Here is a 19,631-nt window from a genome sequence, read left to right on the forward strand (position 1 = left end):
AGGGCTCAGAAGGACTGCACGTTGCGGCCTGCCAGCGCCTGCTGGATGCCGCGGTTCATGCGCTGCGCCGCAAAGGCCTCGGTGCCCTTGGCCAGGGCCTCGGTGGCGGCCTCGATCACGGCGGCGTCGTCGGACTCGCGCTGCTGGCGCAGGGCCTGCATCAGGGCGTCAATGTCGGCGCGCTCGGTGGCCGACAGCACGTCGCCATCGGCGTCGAGCGCGCTCTGTGTGGCCAGCAGCATGCGGTCGGCATCCACGCGGGCCTCGACCACGGCGCGGGCGCGCATGTCCTGCGCGGCGGTGGCAAAGCCGTCCTGCAGCATGCGGGCGATCTCGTCGTCCGACAGGCCATAGGAGGGCTTCACGTCGATGCGCGCCTCCACACCGCTGCCCTGCTCCTTGGCGCTCACGCTCAAGAGGCCGTCGGCATCGACGGTGAAGGTCACGCGGATGCGCGCGGCGCCGGCCGCCATGGGTGGAATGCCGCGCAGCTCGAAGCGCGCCAGGCTGCGGCAGTCCTGCACCAGGTCACGCTCGCCCTGCAGCACGTGGATGGCCAGGGCCGTCTGGCCGTCCTTGTAGGTGGTGAAATCCTGCGCCTTGGCGGTGGGAATGGTCTCGTTGCGCGCCACGATGCGCTCCACCAGGCCGCCCATGGTCTCGATGCCCAGTGACAGAGGGATCACATCGAGCAGCAGAAGATCGCCCGCGGTGTTGTTGCCGGCCAGCTGGTTGGCCTGGATGGAGGCCCCCAGGGCCACCACCTCGTCGGGATTGAGGTTGGTCAGCGGCGTGGTGCCGAAGAAATCGGCCACGGCCTTCTGCACCTGCGGCATGCGGGTGGAGCCGCCGACCATGACCACGCCCTGCACTTCGTCGCGCGTGAGCTGCGCATCGCGCAGCGCGCGGCGCACGGCCCCCATGGAGCGCGTGGTCAGGTGGGCCGTGGCGGCCTCGAAATCGGCACGCGACACGGCGTGCTGAACGCCCTCGCCCGCCAGCTGCGCGCTGAAGGTGGCGCTGTCCGCGGCGCTCAGCGCCTCCTTGCAGGCACGGGCCGCCATGCGGGCCGCGACCTTGTCGCCCGGGGTCTCGGCGCTGCGGCCCAGTTGCTGCAGCACCCAGTCGGCCAGCGCGGCGTCGTAGTCATCCCCACCCAGGGCCGAGTCACCACCGGTGGCGATGACCTCGAACACGCCCTGCGTGAGCCGCAGGATGGAGATGTCGAAGGTGCCGCCGCCCAGGTCGTACACGGCATAGACGCCTTCGCTGGCGTTGTCGAGGCCGTAGGCGATCGCGGCAGCCGTGGGCTCGTTGATCAGGCGCAGCAGGTGGATGCCAGCCAATTGGGCCGCATCCTTGGTGGCCTGGCGCTGAGCGTCGTCGAAGTACGCGGGCACGGTGATCACGGCGCCGTACAGGTCGTCGTTGAAGGTGTCCTCCGCACGGTAGCGCAGCGTGGCCAGGATCTCGGCACTCACCTCCACGGGCGACTTGACGCCGCCCACGGTCGCCAGGCTCACCATGCCCTGGGCGCCATCGGCGGGCGCCACGAAGTCGTAGGGCAGCTTGCCGGCATCGGCCACGTCCTTGAGGCCACGCCCCATGAAGCGCTTGGCCGATGAGATGGTGTTGCGCGGGTCGTGCGCTTGCGCGGCCACGGCGTCGTGCCCGATCTGGCGGCCGCCTTTGTCCAGGTAACGCACCACCGAAGGCAGCAGCACCCGGCCCTGGTCATCGGGCAGGCATTCGGCCACACCGTTGCGCACGGCGGCCACCAGGGAATGCGTGGTCCCGAGGTCGATGCCCACGGCAATGCGCCGCTGGTGCGGGTCGGGGGACTGGCCGGGTTCGGAGATCTGCAAAAGCGCCATGGCGTGTTGAATTCTTGTCGTCGTGTTCTTGGTGTCCCTGGGCCCGCCTCGCGGCCCGGGGGAAAGGGGCTGGCTCTATTGTCCCAGTTGATCCCGGCGGCGCTCGATATCCTCGCCAAATCGCGCAATGAACATGAGGGCTCTGACCTCTCGGGCCGCCCCCGGGGCATCGCCCGCCTCATCGAGCAACTGGCCGCAGCGGGCCAATGCAGTGCGGCGGGCCTGCTGCACCTCGTCGTCCAGCGCATCCAGCGCCGCTTCGCCCTCGGCATCGTCCAGCGCTTCGCGCCACTCCATCTGCTGCATCAGAAAGGCCGCCGGCATGGCCGTGTTGTCCTCGGCGCGGATGGGCGCACCGCGCAGCTCGCACAGGTAGGCGGCACGGCGCAGCGGGTCTTTCAGGCGCTGGTAGGCCTCGTTGATGCGCACCGACCACTGCATGGCCACGCGCTGGGCTGCTGCCCCCTGGGCGGCGAACCTATCGGGGTGGGCTTCGCGCTGCAGCTCCTTCCAGCGCGCGTCGATGGCGCTGCGCTCCTGCGCAAAGCGCTGCGCCAGGCCGAACAGTTCGAAATCGTCGGATTGCAGGTTCATGGAGGGGAATGGGTCAAGAAAAAACCGCCAGCACGGGTGCGTGCGATGGCGGTTTGGCTAGGCAATCGGCGCAGGCGCGAAAGCCTGCAAACTCTATGCCTCTTAGACGCGAAAGCTCTCGCCGCAACCGCAGCGGTCACGCTCGTTGGGGTTGTTGAACTTGAAGCCCTCGTTCAGGCCCTCGCGCACGAAGTCCAACTCTGTGCCGTCGATGTAGGCCAGGCTCTTGGGATCGATCAGCACCTTCACGCCGTGGTTCTCGAACACCACGTCCTCAGGCTCGGTATCGTCCACGTACTCGAGCTTGTAGGCCAGGCCCGAGCAGCCCGTGGTCTTGACGCCCAGGCGCACGCCCAGCCCCTTGCCGCGGCGGCTCAGGTAGCGGGTCACGTGCCGCGCAGCGGCTTCGGTCAGCGTGATGGCCATGGTCGTCGATCAGGCAGCCGCGGTGGCTGCGTGCTTGGTCTTGTAGTCGAGCACGGCGGCCTTGATGGCGTCTTCCGCGAGGATGGAGCAGTGGATCTTGACGGGCGGCAGGGCCAGCTCTTCGGCGATCACGCTGTTCTTGAGGGCTGCCGCTTCGTCCAGCGTCTTGCCCTTGACCCATTCGGTCACGAGCGAGGACGAGGCGATGGCCGAGCCGCAGCCATAGGTCTTGAAGCGCGCGTCTTCGATCACGCCGGTCTCGGGGTTCACCTTGATCTGCAGCTTCATCACGTCGCCGCAGGCGGGCGCGCCCACCATGCCGGTGCCCACCGACTCGTCACCCTTGTCGAACGAGCCCACATTGCGGGGGTTCTCGTAATGGTCAACCACTTTGTCTGAATAAGCCATGATGTCTACCTCTTCAATTCTTCAATGCAATTCGGTCGGTCGGTGCGTCAGTGGGCGGCCCACTGGATGGTGCTGATGTCCACGCCATCCTGGTACATCTCCCACAGCGGGCTCAGCTCGCGCAGGCGGGCGACGTTTTCGCGGATGGTTGCGATCGCGTAGTCGATCTCTTCCTCGGTCGTGAAACGGCCGATGGTCATGCGCAGGCTGCTGTGGGCCAGCTCGTCGCTGCGGCCCAGGGCGCGCAGCACGTAGCTCGGCTCCAGGCTGGCGGAGGTGCAGGCGGAACCCGACGACACGGCCAGGCCCTTGATGCCCATGATGAGCGACTCGCCTTCGACGTAGTTGAAGCTCATGTTCAGGTTCTGCGGCACGCGGCGTTCCATGCTGCCGTTGATGAACACCTGCTCGATGTCCTTCAGGCCGTTGAGCAGGCGCTGCTGCAGCGCATGGGCCTTGGCATTGGACTCGGCCATTTCTTCCTTGGCGATGCGGAAGGCCTCGCCCATGCCCACGATCTGGTGCGTGGGCAAGGTGCCCGAACGCATGCCGCGCTCATGGCCGCCACCGTGCATCTGCGCTTCCAGGCGCACGCGGGGCTTGCGGCGCACATACAGAGCGCCCACGCCCTTGGGGCCGTAGGTCTTGTGCGCGGTCATGCTCATCAGGTCGATGGGCAGGGTGTTCATGTCGATCTCGACGCGGCCGGTGGCCTGCGCCGCATCCACGTGCAGCAGCACACCCTTCTCACGGCACAGCGCGCCGATGGCCGGGATGTCCTGGATAACGCCAATCTCGTTGTTCACGAACAGGATGCTCACCAGGATGGTGTCGGGGCGGATGGCGGCTTTCAGGGCCTCCAGGTCCACCAGACCGTCTTCCTTGACGTCCAGGTAGGTGGCTTCGAAACCCTGGCGCGCCAGCTCGCGCATGGTTTCCAGCACGGCCTTGTGCTCGGTCTTGAGCGTGATCAGGTGCTTGCCCTTGCCCTTGTAGAACTGGGCCGCGCCCTTCAACGCCAGGTTGATCGATTCGGTGGCGCCGCTGGTCCAGACGATCTCACGCGGGTCGGCATGGATCAGGTCTGCCACCTGCACGCGGGCCTTTTCCACCGCCTCTTCCGCCTCCCAGCCCCAGGCGTGGCTGCGCGATGCCGGGTTGCCGAAATGCTCGCGCAACCAGGGGATCATGGCGTCCACGACGCGGGGATCCACCGGGGTGGTAGCGCCGTAGTCGAGGTAGATGGGAAAGTGTGGAGTCATGGCGTGGCTGGCTCAGGAAGTTGCTGGCTGGACGGGCTTGCAAACAACGAACGAAGAACAGTTGGACAGTTGGTTACAGAATCAGGAGACGTTCAGGGCGGTGCCGACCCCAGGGCCGGCAAGGTGCATCTGGCGGTCAGGACTTGGCGAAAACGTTGCCGAGCGCGAACACCGAATTGGGTGCGTTCACACGGATCGGCTTGACCACGGGGGTCGTCGAGATGGCACGGCGCACGACCGGCTTGTCCTCGATCTGCACGCCCTTGGCCAGTTGTTCTTCCACCAGCTTTTGCAGCGTGACGGAATCGAGGAACTCGACCATGCGCTGGTTCAGCGATGCCCACAGCTCGTGCGTCATGCAACGGCCGGCTTCGCCCAGGCAGTTTTCCTTGCCACCGCATTGGGTGGCATCAATGGGTTCGTCCACGGAAACGATGATGTCGGCCACGGTGATGTCGCCGGCCTTGCGGGCCAACGTATAGCCGCCGCCGGGGCCACGGGTGGATTCCACCAACTCGTGGCGGCGCAGCTTGCCGAACAGCTGTTCCAGGTAGGACAGCGAAATCTGCTGGCGCTGGCTGATCGCAGCCAACGTGACGGGTCCGTTGTTCTGGCGCAGGGCCAGGTCAATCATGGCGGTGACCGCAAAACGGCCTTTGGTAGTGAGACGCATCGCAAGCTCCTTGTGCTAAGGCTTGTTCGTTGTAGAAACTGCCGACTGCAGGCTGTTGGCCAGCAACGACACCGTCTCCGCCCCTTACTCCACACGGTTACCCGGTGCGGAGCCCTTCATCTTGTGGGCTTTTGTTCTTGAGTAGTTTGTAGGAGTATAGCACAAATCCCTATTGAATCAGTCGGGATAAGAAACCAGCGGGTCACTATTTCCCCATACGCGTTTTTACGGACAGCCCTTCGCCCTGCAGTACGCCCTGTCCATCAGGTCGGGGCGCACCACGCTCTCTACAAGGCCACGGAATCGTTGCCATGCGCACCGAAGGCCTGGTCCTTCAGCCGCGTGAGCTGGTCGCGTACACGCGCCGCCTGCTCGAACTCTAGGTTGCGCGCATGGTCGAGCATGAGCTTCTCGAGCCGCTTGATCTCGCGCGCCACATCCTTCTCGGACATGTCCTCCACCTTGGCGCGCTGCAGGGTTTCCTGCTCCAGCCGCTCGGCGTCCTTGCCCGCTTTTTCGCTGTACACACCGTCAATCAGGTCTCTTACCCTCTTGACAATGCTGCGCGGCGTGATCCCGTGTGCCTCGTTGTGTGCGATCTGTTTGGCGCGCCGGCGTTCCGTCTCGTCCATGGCTTTTTTCATGGAGTCGGTGATGCGGTCGGCGTACAGGATGGCGTGGCCGTTCATGTTGCGCGCCGCCCGGCCGATGGTCTGGATCAGGCTGCGCTCGGCACGCAGAAAACCTTCCTTGTCCGCGTCGAGGATGGCCACCAGTGACACCTCGGGGATATCGAGCCCCTCGCGCAACAGGTTGATGCCCACCAGCACGTCGAAGGTGCCCAGGCGCAGGTCGCGGATGATATCCCCGCGCTCCACCGTATCCACGTCGCTGTGCAGGTAGCGCACCTTGACGCCGTTGTCCGTGAGGTAGTCGGTCAGCTGCTCGGCCATGCGCTTGGTCAGCGTGGTGATGAGCACGCGCTCGTGCTTCTCGGCGCGGATGCGGATCTCCTGCAGCACATCGTCCACCTGGTGGGTGGCCGGGCGCACCTCCACCACCGGGTCGACCAGGCCCGTGGGGCGCACCACCTGGTCCACCACCTGGCCGGCGTGCTGCTTTTCGTAGTCGGCCGGCGTGGCCGAGACGAAGACCACCTGGCGCATGCGCTGCTCGAATTCCTCGAACTTGAGCGGCCGGTTGTCCAGCGCCGAGGGCAGGCGAAACCCATACTCCACCAGCGTGGTCTTGCGCGAGCGGTCGCCGCTGTACATGGCATTGAGCTGGCCAATCATCTGGTGGCTCTCGTCCAGGAACATCAGCGCGTTCTTGGGCATGTAGTCGGTCAGCGTGCTCGGCGGGTCGCCCGGCGCGGCGCCCGACAGGTGGCGCGTGTAGTTCTCGATGCCCTTGCAGTGCCCTACTTCGCTGAGCATCTCCAGGTCGAAGCGGGTGCGCTGCTCAAGCCGCTGGGCCTCCACCAGCTTGCCGTCGTCCAGCAGTTGCTTGAGGCGCTCGGCCAGCTCGATCTTGATGGTCTCCACGGCAGCCAGCACCTTGTCGCGCGGCGTCACGTAATGGCTGCTGGGGTAGACGGTGAAGCGCGGGATCTTCTGCTTGACCCGGCCCGTGAGCGGGTCGAACAGCTGCAGGCTCTCGATCTCGTCGTCGAACAACTCGATGCGGATGGCCAGCTCCGAGTGCTCGGCCGGGACCACGTCGATGGTGTCGCCGCGCACGCGGAACTTGCCGCGCGAGAAATCGGCCTCGTTGCGCTGGTACTGCATGCGGATGAGCTGGGCGATCACGTCGCGCTGGCCCAGCTTGTCGCCGGTGCGCAAGGTCATCACCATGCGGTGGTAGCTTTCGGGCTCGCCGATGCCGTAGATGGCCGAGACCGTGGCCACGATGACCACGTCGGTGCGCTCCATCAGGCTCTTGGTGCACGACAGGCGCATCTGCTCGATGTGCTCGTTGATGGCGCTGTCCTTCTCGATGAACAGGTCGCGCTGGGGCACATAGGCCTCGGGCTGGTAGTAGTCGTAGTAGCTCACGAAATACTCCACGGCGTTCTTCGGGAAGAACTCGCGGAACTCGCTGTACAACTGCGCAGCCAGCGTCTTGTTGGGCGCGAAAACGATGGCCGGGCGGCCCATGCGGGCGATCACGTTGGCCATGGTGAAGGTCTTGCCCGAGCCCGTCACACCGAGCAGGGTCTGGAAGGCCTCGCCGTCATTCAGGCCTTCGACCAGCTTGTCGATGGCCTCGGGCTGGTCGCCTGCTGGCGGGTAGGGCTGGAACAGCTCGAACGGCGAATCGGGAAAGCGCACGAACTCGCCTTCTTGCGCGTCCGACATGACTTCTGAAATATCCGGCATGGGGTGTGTCAACGGTTGCGGGGGGCCGCCCGTTAAAATCGGTGGAACCCGGCACAGTACACCACGCCTGGATTCTTCGCTACTGACAACCTTTCAAGGATTTTCATGTCTCTGTTCACCGCCGTCGAAATGGCACCCCGCGACCCCATCCTGGGCCTCAACGAGCAATTTGCTGCCGACACCAACCCCAACAAGGTCAACCTGGGCGTGGGCGTGTATTTCGACGACAACGGCAAGCTGCCCCTGCTGCAGTGCGTGCAGGCCGCCGAAAAGACCATGATGTCGGCCCCCACCGCCCGCGGCTATCTGCCCATCGACGGCATCGTGGCCTATGACAACGCCGTCAAGGCCCTGGTCTTCGGCGCGGACAGCGAGCCCGTGGCCTCCGGCCGCGTGGCCACCGTGCAGGCCATCGGCGGCACCGGCGGCCTGAAGATCGGCGCCGACTTCCTGAAGAAGGTCAGCCCCAACGCCAAGGTGCTGATCTCCGACCCGAGCTGGGAAAACCACCGCGCGCTGTTCACCAACGCCGGCTTCGAGGTCGACACCTATGCCTATTACGACGCCGAAAAGCGCGGCGTGAACTTCGAAGGCTTCCTGGCCAGCCTGAATGCGGCCGCCGCCGGCACCATCGTCGTGCTGCACGCCTGCTGCCACAACCCCACCGGCTACGACATCACCGCCGCGCAATGGGACCAGGTGATCGCCGCCGTCAAGGCCAGGGGCCTGACCCCCTTCCTGGACATGGCCTACCAGGGCTTCGGCCACGGTATCGCCGAAGACGGTGCGGTGATCGGCAAGTTCGTGGCCGCCGGCCTCACGTTCTTCGTCTCCACCTCGTTCAGCAAGAGCTTCAGCCTGTACGGCGAACGCGTGGGCGGCCTGTCGGTGCTGTGCAAGGACAAGGAAGAAGCCGGCCGCGTGCTGAGCCAGCTCAAGATCGTGATCCGCACGAACTACTCCAACCCACCCATCCATGGCGGCGCCGTGGTGGCTGCCGTGCTGGGCAACCCCGAGCTGCGCGCCCTGTGGGAGAAGGAACTGGCCGAAATGCGCGTGCGCATCAAGGCCATGCGCCAGAAGCTGGTGGACGGCCTGAAGGCCGCTGGCGTGAAGCAGGACATGTCCTTCATCACCACCCAGATCGGCATGTTCAGCTACTCGGGCCTGACCAAGGACCAGATGGTGCGCCTGCGCAACGAGTTCGGCGTGTACGGCACCGACACCGGCCGCATGTGCGTTGCCGCCCTGAACAGCAAGAACATCGACTACGTCTGCCAATCCATCGCAAAGGTTGTCTGATTGGGACGCTGAAGCGGCGCTGCAGCGCCGCTTTGTGAGCGAAGCGCTCCAGAACCCGCACAACGCGGCCCTTCTGGAGCGTTTGCCGCTTCTGGGCCTGACCGATGCCTGGCTGGTCGCGGGCTGCCTGTTCCAGACCGTCTGGAACCTGCACGCAGGCCATGCGCCCGAGGCGCACATCAAGGACTACGACCTGTTCTACTTTGACGCGGACGACCTGTCCGCCGAAGGCGAAGCAGCCGTGCAGGCACGCGCGGAGGCGCTGTTCGCCGACCTGCCCATCACCGTGGAAGCCAAGAACCAGGCGCGCGTGCACCTGTGGTACGAGGAATGGTTCGGCTACCCCTACGCCGCCCTCACCTCGGCGCGCGACGGGATTGGTCGCTTTCTGGTGCCGTGCACCTGCGTGGGCCTGCAGCCCGCTCCGTCAGGCCCGGCACTGCACGCGCCGTATGGGCTCGATGAGCTGTATGCCGGCATACTGCGGCCCAACCCTGCCTGCCCGCACCTGCCGCTGTTCGATGCCAAGGCCGCGAGCTACCAGCAGCGCTGGCCGTGGCTGCAGATACAGCGCTAACCCCACAACACCGAGCGCATCGAAATAGATGCCGACTGGAAGCCCATGTTGAAGAAACGCGGCATCTCGGTGGACTGCACCGCCCCCGCCGCATACAGCAGCGGCAGGTAGTGCTCGTGCGTGGGGTGGGCCTGCTTTGCCACGGGGCCGAGCTGCAGGAAGCTGGCCAGTGCATCGAGCTGGCCCTGCTTGATCTGGTCCTGCACCACCCCATCGAACTCGTTGGCCCAGTCGTAGGCCTCGTTGGCGGCCGTGCCCCGGCGTGTGGCGCGCAGGTTGTGCACCACATTGCCGCTGCCCACGATGAGCACGCCACGCTCGCGCAGGGCCGCCAGCTGCTTGCCCAGGGCATAGTGCTCGGCCGGGGCGCGGCTGTAGTCCATGCTCAGCTGCAGCACGGGGATCTGCGCCTTGGGGAACATGGGCTTGAGCACCGACCAGGTGCCGTGGTCCAGGCCCCACTCGCCCTCGTCCACGCCCAGCGCGGCCCCGGTGGCCGGTGATTTCAACTCCTTGGCCAGCGTGCGCGCCACGGCGGGGGCGCCGGGCGCGGGGTACTGCTGGTCGAACAGCGCCTGCGGAAAGCCGCCAAAATCGTGGATGGTCTTGGGGTGGGCCATGCCCGTGAGCTGCCAGCCATCGCGCGTGAGCCAATGGGCCGAGATGCACAGGATGAGCTGGGGCTGCACCGCGCGCGCCATCAGCTCCGTGCCCAGCGCCTGCCAGGCGCGGCGCCAGGCGTTGTCCTCGATGGCGTTCATGGGACTGCCATGGCCGAGGAACAGCACCGGCATGCGCGGCGAAGGCTTGAGCGCTTGCAACGCGGGCAAGGTGGCGGCACTGCTCAGCGAAGTCACGGTCATCACTCCCGGAAAAGCGGCCAGACCCGCGAGGGCGGCCAAAGAGGTTCTGCGTTGCATGGATGGGAGACAGTAACAAATTTTGTATAACGCAGGGAGTGAGCGACCGGCCGGGCCAAAGTTCCGGCCAGCGATCCACCTCGCGCCACCTGTTCCATTTCCATAAAGAGACATGAGCACCACCCTGCCCCAGCCACTGCGCAACACCCGCGTCCTGAGCCTTGCCCTGAACCTGCCCGGCCCCGCCGCCCTGATGCGCTGCGCGCGCATGGGCGCCGAGTGCACCAAGCTGGAACCCCCGCCGGTGCCCGGCTATCCGAGCGCCGACCCCATGGGCATCTACAGCCCGGCCGCCTATGCCACGCTGCACCAGGGGGTGCGCGTGGTGCACGCCCACCTCAAGACGGCCGAGGGCCAGGCCACGCTGCACGGGGAACTGGCGCGCACCGATGTGCTCATCACCTCGTTCCGCCCCTCGGCGCTGGCCAAGCTGGGCCTGGCCTGGGAGGCCCTGCAGGCCAAGTACCCGCGCCTGTCGCTGGTGCGCATCGTCGGCGCGGCCGCCGCGCGGGCCGAGGAGCCAGGCCATGACCTCACCTACCTGGCCGATGCCGGCCTGGTCACCGGCACCGAGATGCCGCCCACGCTGTATGCCGACATGGGTGGATCGCTGATGGCCAGCGAGGCTGTGCTGCAGGCCCTGCTGGAGCGCGCCCACACCGGCAGCGGCGTGTGCATCGAGGTCGCACTGGCCGATGCCGCCGCCTGGCTGGCCCAGCCGCGCGACTGGGGCCTGACCACGCCCGACGGCGACGTGGGCGGCAACCACGCCGGCTACCGCATCTACCCCTGCGCCGATGGCCGCGTGGCCGTGGCCGCGCTGGAGCCTCACTTTGCCGCCAGCCTGTGCGCTGCGGCCGGCCTGCCCGCCACGGGCGATGCCCAGGTGCTGCGCGCCGCGGCTACCCATGAGGCCGTGGCCGCCTTCCTGCGCACGCAGACCCGTGCGCAGCTCGATGCGCTGGCGCAAGCGCAGGACATTCCCCTGCACACCCTGGCCTGACGGGTACCCCGATGCAAAAGCAGGGAACGGTGGTGCGCTGGAATGCCGAGCGCGCCTTTGGCTTCATCCGCAGCCAGGACACCGATGCGGACGTGTTTTTCCATGTGCGCGACTACCGGGGCGGCAGCCCGCCGCGCGAAGGCCAGGCGGTGGTGTACGAGGAAATCCATGTGGGCGGGAAAGGGCCGCGGGCCATGGCAGTGCAGCCAGTGGGCGTACTGGCGACAGCGCAAGCGTCCGCTCGATCGGCACAGGGTCCATCAGCGTCCAAACCCCGCCAACGGCAGGCATCGCGCGCCGACCGGGCGCATGGCACGCCGGCATTCCAGGGCCTGGCCTTTCTGATGATGGGGATTTGGGCGGGACTGCTGGCTTTTGGCGCCTGGAACGGACGATTACCCTTTTGGCTGCTGGGCGGCGCAGCAGCACTCAACCTGCTGACCTTTGCCGTCTATTACATCGACAAGCAGGCTGCAAAAAGCGGCCAATGGCGCACCAGCGAAAGCACTCTGCATGGGCTGGCCCTCGCCGGCGGCTGGCCCGGCGCCTGGTTCGCCCAGCAGATGCTGCGCCACAAATCGAGCAAGACCGAATTCCGGGTGGCGTACTGGGCCACCGTGATGGCGAACTGCGCGGGCCTGGCTGCCTGGGTTGTGCGCTGGATCGGCTGAGCAAACCGCGCCCCACGGCGGGATGACAGGTAAATTGTCGCTGGGACTACACACGCCCACGCGGCCAGCGGCTTCAATGGTCAGATATCCACCCCTCCAAAGGAGACGGCCATGAAGCCAATGATTCTTGACTCCACCATGACCAATATGGGCGGCGTTTTCTACCCCACGGGGCATGTGTTCGCCCTGTTCCCCGACGAGGACTGCGTGCGCCAGGCGGCGGCGGCACTCGAAGCCGCGGGCCACAAGGGCGAACTGGCCTATGCCAGCCCCGAGGCCATCATGGCCGACATCGTGCGCACGCTGGGCACGGCCGATGCCCCGCTGCCCTCGGTGGGCGCCGAAGGCGACATGGTGCGCCGTATCGCCGATCTGGCCGGCACCGGCCACCATGGTCTGCTGATCCAGATGGACAGCAAGGACGAGCCCGACACCGTGGTCGACGCCATCACACCGCAGGGTGCGGCCACGGCCTTCTACTACCGCACCTTCATCATCGAAGACCTGGTGACACCGCCCGTGGCGGACGACAAGACCCAGTCCGTGGTGGTCGGCACGCACGCCGCGACGGACTGAACCCCGCCCCCCCGCGCGGACCGGCAAGGCCGGCGCCTCCACCCGCGACGAACCCGCGTTCCGCAAGGCACGCGGGTTTTTTCGCATCCGCTGCCGCCAATGATTTGCTGCCAAACCGCCAGGTTGTCGATATAGTGGTTTTGCAAGGCAGGCCAGCTCACCCGCTCACCCACCGGCGCCCTCGCCCTGGGGAGCCAATGCCGCCCACCGCACGGGAGGGAATCGTATGGGGTTTTTCAGCCACGGTGCCTCACCCAGGGCGCCTTGGGCCACCGGGCCCTGAAGCGCAAGCGGCAGCCGTGCATGGCCGATGTGCGCGAACCACCCCGCCAGGGACCGCTGCGCTCCACGCTGCGGATCACCTGGCCTTTCCTGCTCATGGTGGTTGTGCTGGCGGCCTGCGCATCAGGCAGCCTGCACGTGCTGTCGGCCGTGCGGGCCTTCGTGGCCGGTGAAAGCCTGTGGACCAAGGGGCAGAAGGACGCCATCTACTTCCTGGACCGCTACGCCGCCACGGGCTCCCCGGACGCCTATGCCCAGTTCAGGAAGGCCATCGACGTTCCGCTGGGCGACAAGGCGGCGCGGCTGGCCCTGCTGGAGACGAGCCCGCCCAACCTGAACGCGGCGCGCGAGGGCTTTGCGCGCGGCGAGAACCACCCCGAGGACATCGACAGCCTGATCTGGCTGCTGCGCTGGTTCAACCGCTACGAGATCATGCAGCAGCCGCTGGTGCACTGGCTGGTCGGAGACCGCCACATCGACAGCCTGCTGCAGTTGTCGCAGGAGATCCAGCATGGCCACACCAGCGGCCTGGTGGACGCCGCCACGCGCCGCGACTGGCAGGCCCGCATCCGCGCCATCAACGCGGGCGCGACGCCGGCGGCCCGCGCCTTCAGCGCATCGCTCGGGCACAGCTCCCGGCGCATCGTGCAATGGCTGCTCTGGGCCAATGCGGGCATGGCGGCTGCGCTGATACTGCTGAGCACCTGGCACACCCGCAGCCTGCTGGCGCAGCGCCAGCGCGCTGAGCAGGCGCTCGACGCCGAGCGCGAGCAGGCGCACGTCACGCTGGCAGCGATTGGCGATGCCGTGGTGACCACCGACCTGCAGGGCGAGGTGCGCTACCTCAACCCTGCGGCAGCGGCCCTGGTGGGCATTCCGGCACAGCAGGCCATCGGGCGCCCGCTGGCCCAGGTGCTGCAACTGAATGACGGCACCGGCGCCCTGGGGGCCGACCGACTGGTGGAGCGGGTGCTGCGCGGCGCGCCCATCCACCGCGACGGCTTCACCCCCACCGTGGTGCGGCCCGACCAGAGCCTGGTACCCATCAAGCTCGTGGGCTCGGCCATCCGCCACCAGGGCCAGCCCACCGGTGTGGTGCTGGTGCTGCACGACGTGACGCGCGAGCGGCACTATGTGGAGCAACTGTCGTGGCAGGCCAGCCACGACGCGCTCACCGGGCTGGTGAACCGGCGCGAGTTCGAACGCCGGCTGGAGGCCCTGATCAGCCAGCCGCGTGCCATGGGGCGCGAAGGCACCCTGCTCTACGTGGACCTGGACCAGTTCAAGCTCATCAACGACACCTGCGGCCACCAGGCCGGCGACGAGATGCTGCGCGAGGTCTGCCGCATGCTGCAGAGCCACCTGCGCGAGGGCGATACGCTGGCACGGCTGGGGGGTGACGAGTTCGGCATCCTGCTCAAGGACTGCCCGCCCGGCCCCTCGGCGCGCATTGCCGAGCAGTTGCGCCAGGCCGGACACGATTTGCGCGTGCTGTGGGAAGGGCGGCAGTTGACCACCGGCCTGAGCATCGGCATGGTGCAGCTGATCCCGGCCCTGAACACCATCCAGGAGGCCATGCGCGTGGCCGACATGGCCTGCTACCGCGCCAAGGAGGGCGGCCGCAACCGGGTCTTCGTCTACCAGGCACAGGACATCGAGATGAGCCGCCGCGAAGGCGACATGGACTGGGTGCGGCGCCTGCGCCTGGCGCTGGAGCATGGCCGCTTCCGGCTGCACGCACAGACCATCACTGCGCTGCAGGGCGCCGGGGCCGGCCTGCACCTGGAGGTGCTGCTGCGCCTGGCCGAGGACCCGGGGGAACTGATCCCTCCAAGCAGCTTCATTCCGGCCGCGGAGCACTACGGCATGATGCCGGCCATCGACCGCTGGGTGGTGCGGCACACGCTCGACGCCCTGGCGCAGCACCTCGCCACCAGCGGCGCGGCGCCCGTGCACACCTGCGCCATCAACCTGTCGGGAACCAGCCTGGGCGACGAGACCCTGCTCGGGTTCATCCACACCGCCATCGGGCAGTCGGGGGTGGACCCGCGCATCCTGTGCTTCGAGATCACCGAGACCAGCGCCATCTCGCACCTGCCCAGCGCAGTGCGGTTGATGAAGGACCTGCAGCAGCTGGGCTGCCGCTTTGCGCTCGACGATTTCGGCGTGGGCATGTCTTCCTTCACCTACCTCAAGCACCTGCCGGTGGACTACCTCAAGATCGACGGCAGCTTCGTGCGCGACCTGCTGGACGACCCGACCAACCGGGCCATGGTGGAGATGATCAACCACATCGGCCATGTCATGGGCAAGCAGACGATCGCGGAGTTTGCCGAGTCCATGGAGATCGTCGATGCGCTGCGCGGCATCGGCGTCGACCATGCGCAGGGCTATGCCCTTTCGCGGCCCGTTGCGCTGGCCGACTGCCTGCGCAGCGGCTGAACCAGGGCCCCGCTGGCCAAGGCCAGGCCGGGTACGACCAGCAGCACGGCGCCCAGCGAGGCCCCCGAGACAGGTTCACCCAGCAGCCAGGCCCCACCCGCCGCCGTGAGCAGCGGCACCAGGGCCGCCGACAGGGCGGCGCGCGCCGCCCCCAGCCGTGCAATCGCCACGCTGTAGACCACCAGGCCCAGCAGACCGGCCATCACCCCCTGCCCCAGGGCCTGCCAGGCCACATCGGTCCATGGCGCCGACAATAGGCGCGGTGCACCCACCAGCGCCAGCACGGGCAGCAACAACAGGGCCGACCCCAGGTTCACCACGGCGGCGCCCTGCCATGGCGTGAGGCCGCTGGCGCGGAACGCCAGCGTGTAGACCGACCACAGCAGCGCCGCCAGCAGGAACAGCAGATCGCCACGCCAGGCCCCGTCCGCCGTGCGCCAGCCGGCGGCACCAAAGACCGCCATGCCCGCCACGATGAGCGCCAGGCCCAGCAGCCGCGAGGGCGCCAGCCGCTCTCCCCCTACCAGCCAGGCCCCGAGCGCGGTGAACACCGGCAGGCTGCCCGCAACGAAGATGCCCATGTGCGCAGCGGGAGCCCAGCGCGCACCGGCCAGCACCACCAGGCCGAACGGCAGTCCGCCGCACAGCACCAGCAGCGCACAACGCAGGCGCGACAGGCCGGCCGGCCATCCGCTGTGCCGCAGCCACAACGGCGCCAGCACCAGGGCCGGTATCGCATAGCGCAGCACGGCCAGCTCGACCGGCCCCAGGGTGGTGATGACCCCATGGCGCGAGGCGATCTGCCAGCCGCTGCCGATGAGCGCGGCGGCCAGGGCGGCCAGCCAGCCGACCCAGGGCGATGGAATGGAAGAACACAGGCGGCGAAAGGAGGATGCGAGAGCAGGCATGCCCGCAGTCTCGGCGCGGCACCCCCGGTCCGGCTATCAGAATCCTGCCCAGGTCAGCCGCGCAGCGCCTGTCGCGCCTGCGCCGGCGTCACGCCGATGGCGCTGCGGAACGCGGTACCCAGATGGCTCTGGCTGCTGTAACCCAGGTCATGCGCCAGGGCGGCCAGGTCGCCCTCCCCTTCGTCCAGGCGCTGCAGCGCCACGGCCAGGCGCAATTGCTCGCGGTAGGCGTGCAGGCCCAGGCCAGTGTGGGTACGGAACAGGCGCGCAAGGTGGAAGTAGGAGCAGCACGCCGCATCCGCCACGTCGTGCAACGACCAGCCCATGCCATCGGCAGCCGCGGTGCGCGTGGCCATGAAGCGCCGTGCACGCGCCACCGCGGCATGGGCCATGGCGCTGTTGCCGCTCGGCACACCCTGCCCAAGCACGGGCCCGGCCGCCTGCTCGCGCCCCTGTGCGAGCGCACGCCAGTGCAAGCGCAGCTGCCAGAGGGCCCGGGGCGGCAGGCTCCAGGCAAGGGCATGGCCGGCGCCAGTCGGCGCGCTGCCCGGCTGCATGCTGACCACCATGTGGCTGCGCTCTGCCGCCTGCCAGTCATGGATGCGGTACGGCAGCCCGGTGGGCAGCGCCACCACGGTCAGCCCGTCGAGCAGCACCTGCCGCCCCTCCAGGTGGAACTCGGACACCCCGCTCACCGGGAAAACCCAGCGCCGCGTGGCCACCTGGTAGACGGGGCTACCGGCATGGAGCAGGCCCGCAGGCTTGAGCACCCGCTCCACCCGCCACGCAGCGGTGTCGGCGTAGAGGATGCGGTCCTGCGGCATTGCGGGCCGGGCTGGGTGCCCGTCTTCAGCGGCCCTTGCGGCCGGCCGAGGGCTTGGCCGAGCCGGTCACGCGCGGTGGCAGGCCGGTGTGCTGCGTGAGCATGCGGCCCTTTTGCGGCTGCGTGGACTTGAGCGCCACACCCTGGGAGGACTTGGATGCCGCAGCCGCAGTGGCCGCCTTGGCACTGCCGGGCGTGGAGTTCTTGCGCCGCGCGCTCTGGTAGCCGCCGTCCGTCAGCGGCTGGAAGGTCGGGATCAGGTGGTGCTTGCCGTTGCCGATAAGGTCGGCCCGGCCCATGGCCTTGAGCGCGTCGCGCAGCAGCGGCCAGTTGTTAGGGTCGTGGTAGCGCAGAAAGGCCTTGTGCAGGCGGCGGCGCTTTTCGCCGCGCACGATGTCCACACCCTCGCTGTCGCGCGTGATCTTGCGCAGCGGGTTCTTGTTGCTGTGGTACATGGCCGTGGCCGTGGCCATGGGACTCGGGTAGAAGGTCTGCACCTGGTCGGCGCGGAAACCGTTCTTCTTGAGCCAGATGGCAAGGTTCATCATGTCCTCGTCGCTGGTGCCCGGGTGCGCGGCGATGAAGTACGGGATCAGGAACTGCTTCTTGCCCGCCTCTTCGCTGAACTTCTCGAACATCTGCTTGAACTTGTCATAGCTGCCGATGCCCGGCTTCATCATCTTCGTGAGCGGGCCCTGCTCGGTGTGCTCGGGCGCGATCTTGAGGTAGCCGCCCACGTGGTGCTGCACCAGTTCCTTCACGTACTCGGGGCTCTTCACGGCCAGGTCGTAGCGCAGGCCCGAGCCGATCAGGATCTTCTTGATGCCCTTGAGCGCGCGGCCACGGCGGTAGATCTTGATCAGCGGATCGTGGTTGGTGCCCAGGTTGGAGCAGATGCCGGGGTACACGCAACTCGGCTTGCGGCAGGCGGCCTCGATCTCGGGGCTCTTGCAGCCCAGGCGGTACATGTTGGCCGTGGGGCCGCCCAGGTCCGAGATGGTGCCGGTGAAGCCGGCGACCTTGTCGCGGATGTCCTCGATCTCCTGGATGATCGAATCCTCGGAGCGGCTCTGGATGATGCGCCCCTCGTGCTCGGTGATCGAGCAGAAGGTGCAGCCGCCGAAGCAGCCGCGCATGATGTTGACCGAAAAGCGGATCATCTCCCATGCGGGAATCTTGGTCGCGCCCTCATGGCTGCCGTTTTCATCGGCATAGCTCGGGTGCGGGCCGCGGGCGTAAGGCAGGTCGAACACGTGGTCCATCTCGGCCGTGGTCAGCGGGATGGGCGGCGGGTTGATCCACACGTCGCGGGCGGTCACGCCCTCGCCGTGGGCCTGCACCAGGGCACGCGCATTGCCGGGGTTGGTCTCCAGGTGCAGCACGCGGTTGGCGTGGGCGTACAGCACCGGGTCGCTCTTGACCTGCTCGTAGCTGGGCAGGCGGATCACGCTGCGATCACGCGGCGGCACCTTGAGCTTGGCCTTGAGCGCCGGGTTGGCCACGAAAAGCATGGGCCGGATCGCGGGGTTGGGCTCGGCCGCAGCGGCTGCGCCGGCCTCGGCATCCAGGGTCCCATCTTCCTTGCTGCAGGTGCTGCCCTGGGCGGCGGCCTGCTCGCTGGTCGTCATGTAGGGGTTGATGTGCGCCTCTACCCGGCCCGGCTCGTCCACGCTGGTGGAATCGATCTCGAACCAGCCCTTGCCGCTGTCGTCGTCGGACCGGCGCACGAAGGCCGTGCCACGCACGTCGGTGATCTGCTCCACGGGCTCGCGCGCAGCCAGGCGGTGCGCCACCTCGACCAGGGCACGCTCGGCATTGCCGTACAGCAGCAGGTCGCACTTGGCATCGACCACCACCGAGCGGCGCACCTTGTCGCTCCAGTAGTCGTAATGGGCGATGCGGCGCAGACTGCCTTCGATGCCACCCAGGATGATGGGCACGTCCTTGTAGGCTTCGCGGCAGCGCTGGCTGTAGACGATGGCCGCACGGTCGGGTCGCTTGCCGCCGATGTCGCCCGGGGTGTAGGCATCGTCGCTGCGGATCTTGCGGTCCGCCGTGTAGCGGTTGATCATGGAATCCATGTTGCCCGCCGTCACGCCCCAGAACAGGTTGGGCTTGCCCAGCGCCTTGAAGGGCTCGGCGCTCTGCCAGTCAGGCTGGGCGATGATGCCCACGCGAAAGCCCTGGGCCTCCAGCGTGCGGCCGATCACGGCCATGCCGAAGCTCGGGTGGTCCACATAGGCATCACCCGTCACCAGAATGACGTCGCAGCTGTCCCAGCCCAGCTGATCCATCTCGGCACGGCTCATCGGCAGGAACTTGGCCGTGCCGAAGCGCTTCGCCCAATACGGGCGGTAGCTGGTCAGCGGCTTGGCTGCGCGCGCGAAAAAGGAGACGTCGACGGGGGCGTTCATGTGGGGGGTGCAAGACCTCGGATGGGCGAGGCCGTTATGGATAACCCGCGATTTTACGTTGGCGGGCCTGTTTTGTCGCTGTGGCCGGTTTGTCCTAG

The 19,631-nt window shown here is 67.4% G+C and carries 17 protein-coding genes; 6 read left to right on the plus strand and 11 right to left on the minus strand.

The window, feature by feature from the left end:
* Positions 1 to 5: 5 nt before the first annotated feature.
* The 7 genes from hscA to uvrB form a co-directional block, all read right to left on the minus strand.
* Positions 6 to 1,874: a Fe-S protein assembly chaperone HscA gene (gene hscA, locus ACK59X_RS09805; RefSeq protein ID WP_409956905.1), complete on the minus strand. Its 1,869-nt coding sequence runs from the start codon at positions 1,872 to 1,874 to the stop codon at positions 6 to 8.
* A gap of 75 nt (positions 1,875 to 1,949) precedes the next feature.
* Positions 1,950 to 2,468: a Fe-S protein assembly co-chaperone HscB gene (gene hscB / locus ACK59X_RS09810; RefSeq protein ID WP_409956906.1), complete on the minus strand. Its 519-nt coding sequence runs from the start codon at positions 2,466 to 2,468 to the stop codon at positions 1,950 to 1,952.
* A gap of 102 nt (positions 2,469 to 2,570) precedes the next feature.
* A complete protein-coding gene (gene iscA, locus ACK59X_RS09815; protein WP_184855850.1) occupies positions 2,571 to 2,894 on the minus strand; it encodes an iron-sulfur cluster assembly protein IscA in 324 nt (107 codons plus the stop codon).
* A gap of 9 nt (positions 2,895 to 2,903) precedes the next feature.
* Positions 2,904 to 3,302, minus strand: a complete 399-nt coding sequence (iscU, locus tag ACK59X_RS09820; RefSeq protein WP_409956908.1) for a Fe-S cluster assembly scaffold IscU — start codon at positions 3,300 to 3,302, stop codon at positions 2,904 to 2,906.
* 47 nt (positions 3,303 to 3,349) lie between these two features.
* The gene (locus ACK59X_RS09825) at positions 3,350 to 4,564 is read right to left on the minus strand and encodes an IscS subfamily cysteine desulfurase (RefSeq protein ID WP_409956910.1); all 1,215 of its coding nucleotides are present in this window, start codon (positions 4,562 to 4,564) and stop codon (positions 3,350 to 3,352) included.
* 136 nt (positions 4,565 to 4,700) lie between these two features.
* Complete coding sequence (gene iscR, locus ACK59X_RS09830; protein WP_007851285.1) at positions 4,701 to 5,237, minus strand: Fe-S cluster assembly transcriptional regulator IscR; 537 nt, start codon at positions 5,235 to 5,237, stop codon at positions 4,701 to 4,703.
* Between the two features lie 287 nt (positions 5,238 to 5,524).
* On the minus strand, positions 5,525 to 7,615 hold the full coding sequence (uvrB, locus tag ACK59X_RS09835) for an excinuclease ABC subunit UvrB (protein WP_409956912.1): 2,091 nt from the start codon (positions 7,613 to 7,615) through the stop codon (positions 5,525 to 5,527).
* A 105-nt stretch (positions 7,616 to 7,720) separates the two neighbouring features.
* On the opposite strand from uvrB, the gene ACK59X_RS09840 reads away from it, so the two are divergent.
* Positions 7,721 to 8,917, plus strand: coding sequence for an amino acid aminotransferase (locus tag ACK59X_RS09840; RefSeq protein WP_409956914.1), 1,197 nt, complete (start codon positions 7,721 to 7,723; stop codon positions 8,915 to 8,917).
* A 34-nt stretch (positions 8,918 to 8,951) separates the two neighbouring features.
* Complete coding sequence (locus tag ACK59X_RS09845; protein WP_409956916.1) at positions 8,952 to 9,494, plus strand: nucleotidyltransferase family protein; 543 nt, start codon at positions 8,952 to 8,954, stop codon at positions 9,492 to 9,494.
* On the opposite strand, the gene ygiD is transcribed toward ACK59X_RS09845, so the two are convergent.
* The gene (gene ygiD / locus ACK59X_RS09850; RefSeq protein WP_409956960.1) at positions 9,491 to 10,396 is read right to left on the minus strand and encodes a 4,5-DOPA dioxygenase extradiol; all 906 of its coding nucleotides are present in this window, start codon (positions 10,394 to 10,396) and stop codon (positions 9,491 to 9,493) included. The two genes, ACK59X_RS09845 and ygiD, sit on opposite strands and share 4 nt — an antisense overlap.
* 130 nt (positions 10,397 to 10,526) lie before the next feature.
* Between ygiD and ACK59X_RS09855 the strand changes: the two genes are divergently transcribed.
* From ACK59X_RS09855 to ACK59X_RS09870, 4 genes are all read left to right on the plus strand, one after another.
* Entirely contained in the window at positions 10,527 to 11,417 is an 891-nt protein-coding gene (locus ACK59X_RS09855) for a CoA transferase (protein WP_409956917.1), read from the plus strand.
* Between the two features lie 11 nt (positions 11,418 to 11,428).
* A complete protein-coding gene (locus ACK59X_RS09860) occupies positions 11,429 to 12,088 on the plus strand; it encodes a DUF1294 domain-containing protein (RefSeq protein ID WP_409956919.1) in 660 nt (219 codons plus the stop codon).
* 111 nt (positions 12,089 to 12,199) lie between these two features.
* Entirely contained in the window at positions 12,200 to 12,664 is a 465-nt protein-coding gene (locus ACK59X_RS09865) for a hypothetical protein (protein WP_409956921.1), read from the plus strand.
* A gap of 303 nt (positions 12,665 to 12,967) precedes the next feature.
* Positions 12,968 to 15,388, plus strand: coding sequence for an EAL domain-containing protein (locus ACK59X_RS09870; protein ID WP_409956923.1), 2,421 nt, complete (start codon positions 12,968 to 12,970; stop codon positions 15,386 to 15,388).
* Here the strand turns inward: ACK59X_RS09870 and ACK59X_RS09875 are convergent.
* From ACK59X_RS09875 to ACK59X_RS09885, 3 genes are read right to left on the minus strand one after another with little or no spacing between them, the layout of a single operon-like run.
* Positions 15,337 to 16,296 carry a DMT family transporter gene (locus ACK59X_RS09875; protein ID WP_409956925.1) on the minus strand — a complete coding sequence of 320 codons (960 nt, stop codon included), beginning with the start codon at positions 16,294 to 16,296 and terminating at the stop codon, positions 15,337 to 15,339. The genes ACK59X_RS09870 and ACK59X_RS09875 overlap by 52 nt on opposite strands.
* A gap of 53 nt (positions 16,297 to 16,349) precedes the next feature.
* Positions 16,350 to 17,120: a helix-turn-helix transcriptional regulator gene (locus tag ACK59X_RS09880; protein ID WP_409956927.1), complete on the minus strand. Its 771-nt coding sequence runs from the start codon at positions 17,118 to 17,120 to the stop codon at positions 16,350 to 16,352.
* A 25-nt stretch (positions 17,121 to 17,145) separates the two neighbouring features.
* Positions 17,146 to 19,533 carry a YgiQ family radical SAM protein gene (locus ACK59X_RS09885; RefSeq protein WP_409956928.1) on the minus strand — a complete coding sequence of 796 codons (2,388 nt, stop codon included), beginning with the start codon at positions 19,531 to 19,533 and terminating at the stop codon, positions 17,146 to 17,148.
* Between the last annotated feature and the right edge of the window lie 98 nt (positions 19,534 to 19,631).

It is taken from the genome of Acidovorax sp. (assembly GCF_046339755.1).
GTDB lineage: Bacteria > Pseudomonadota > Gammaproteobacteria > Burkholderiales > Burkholderiaceae_C > Acidovorax.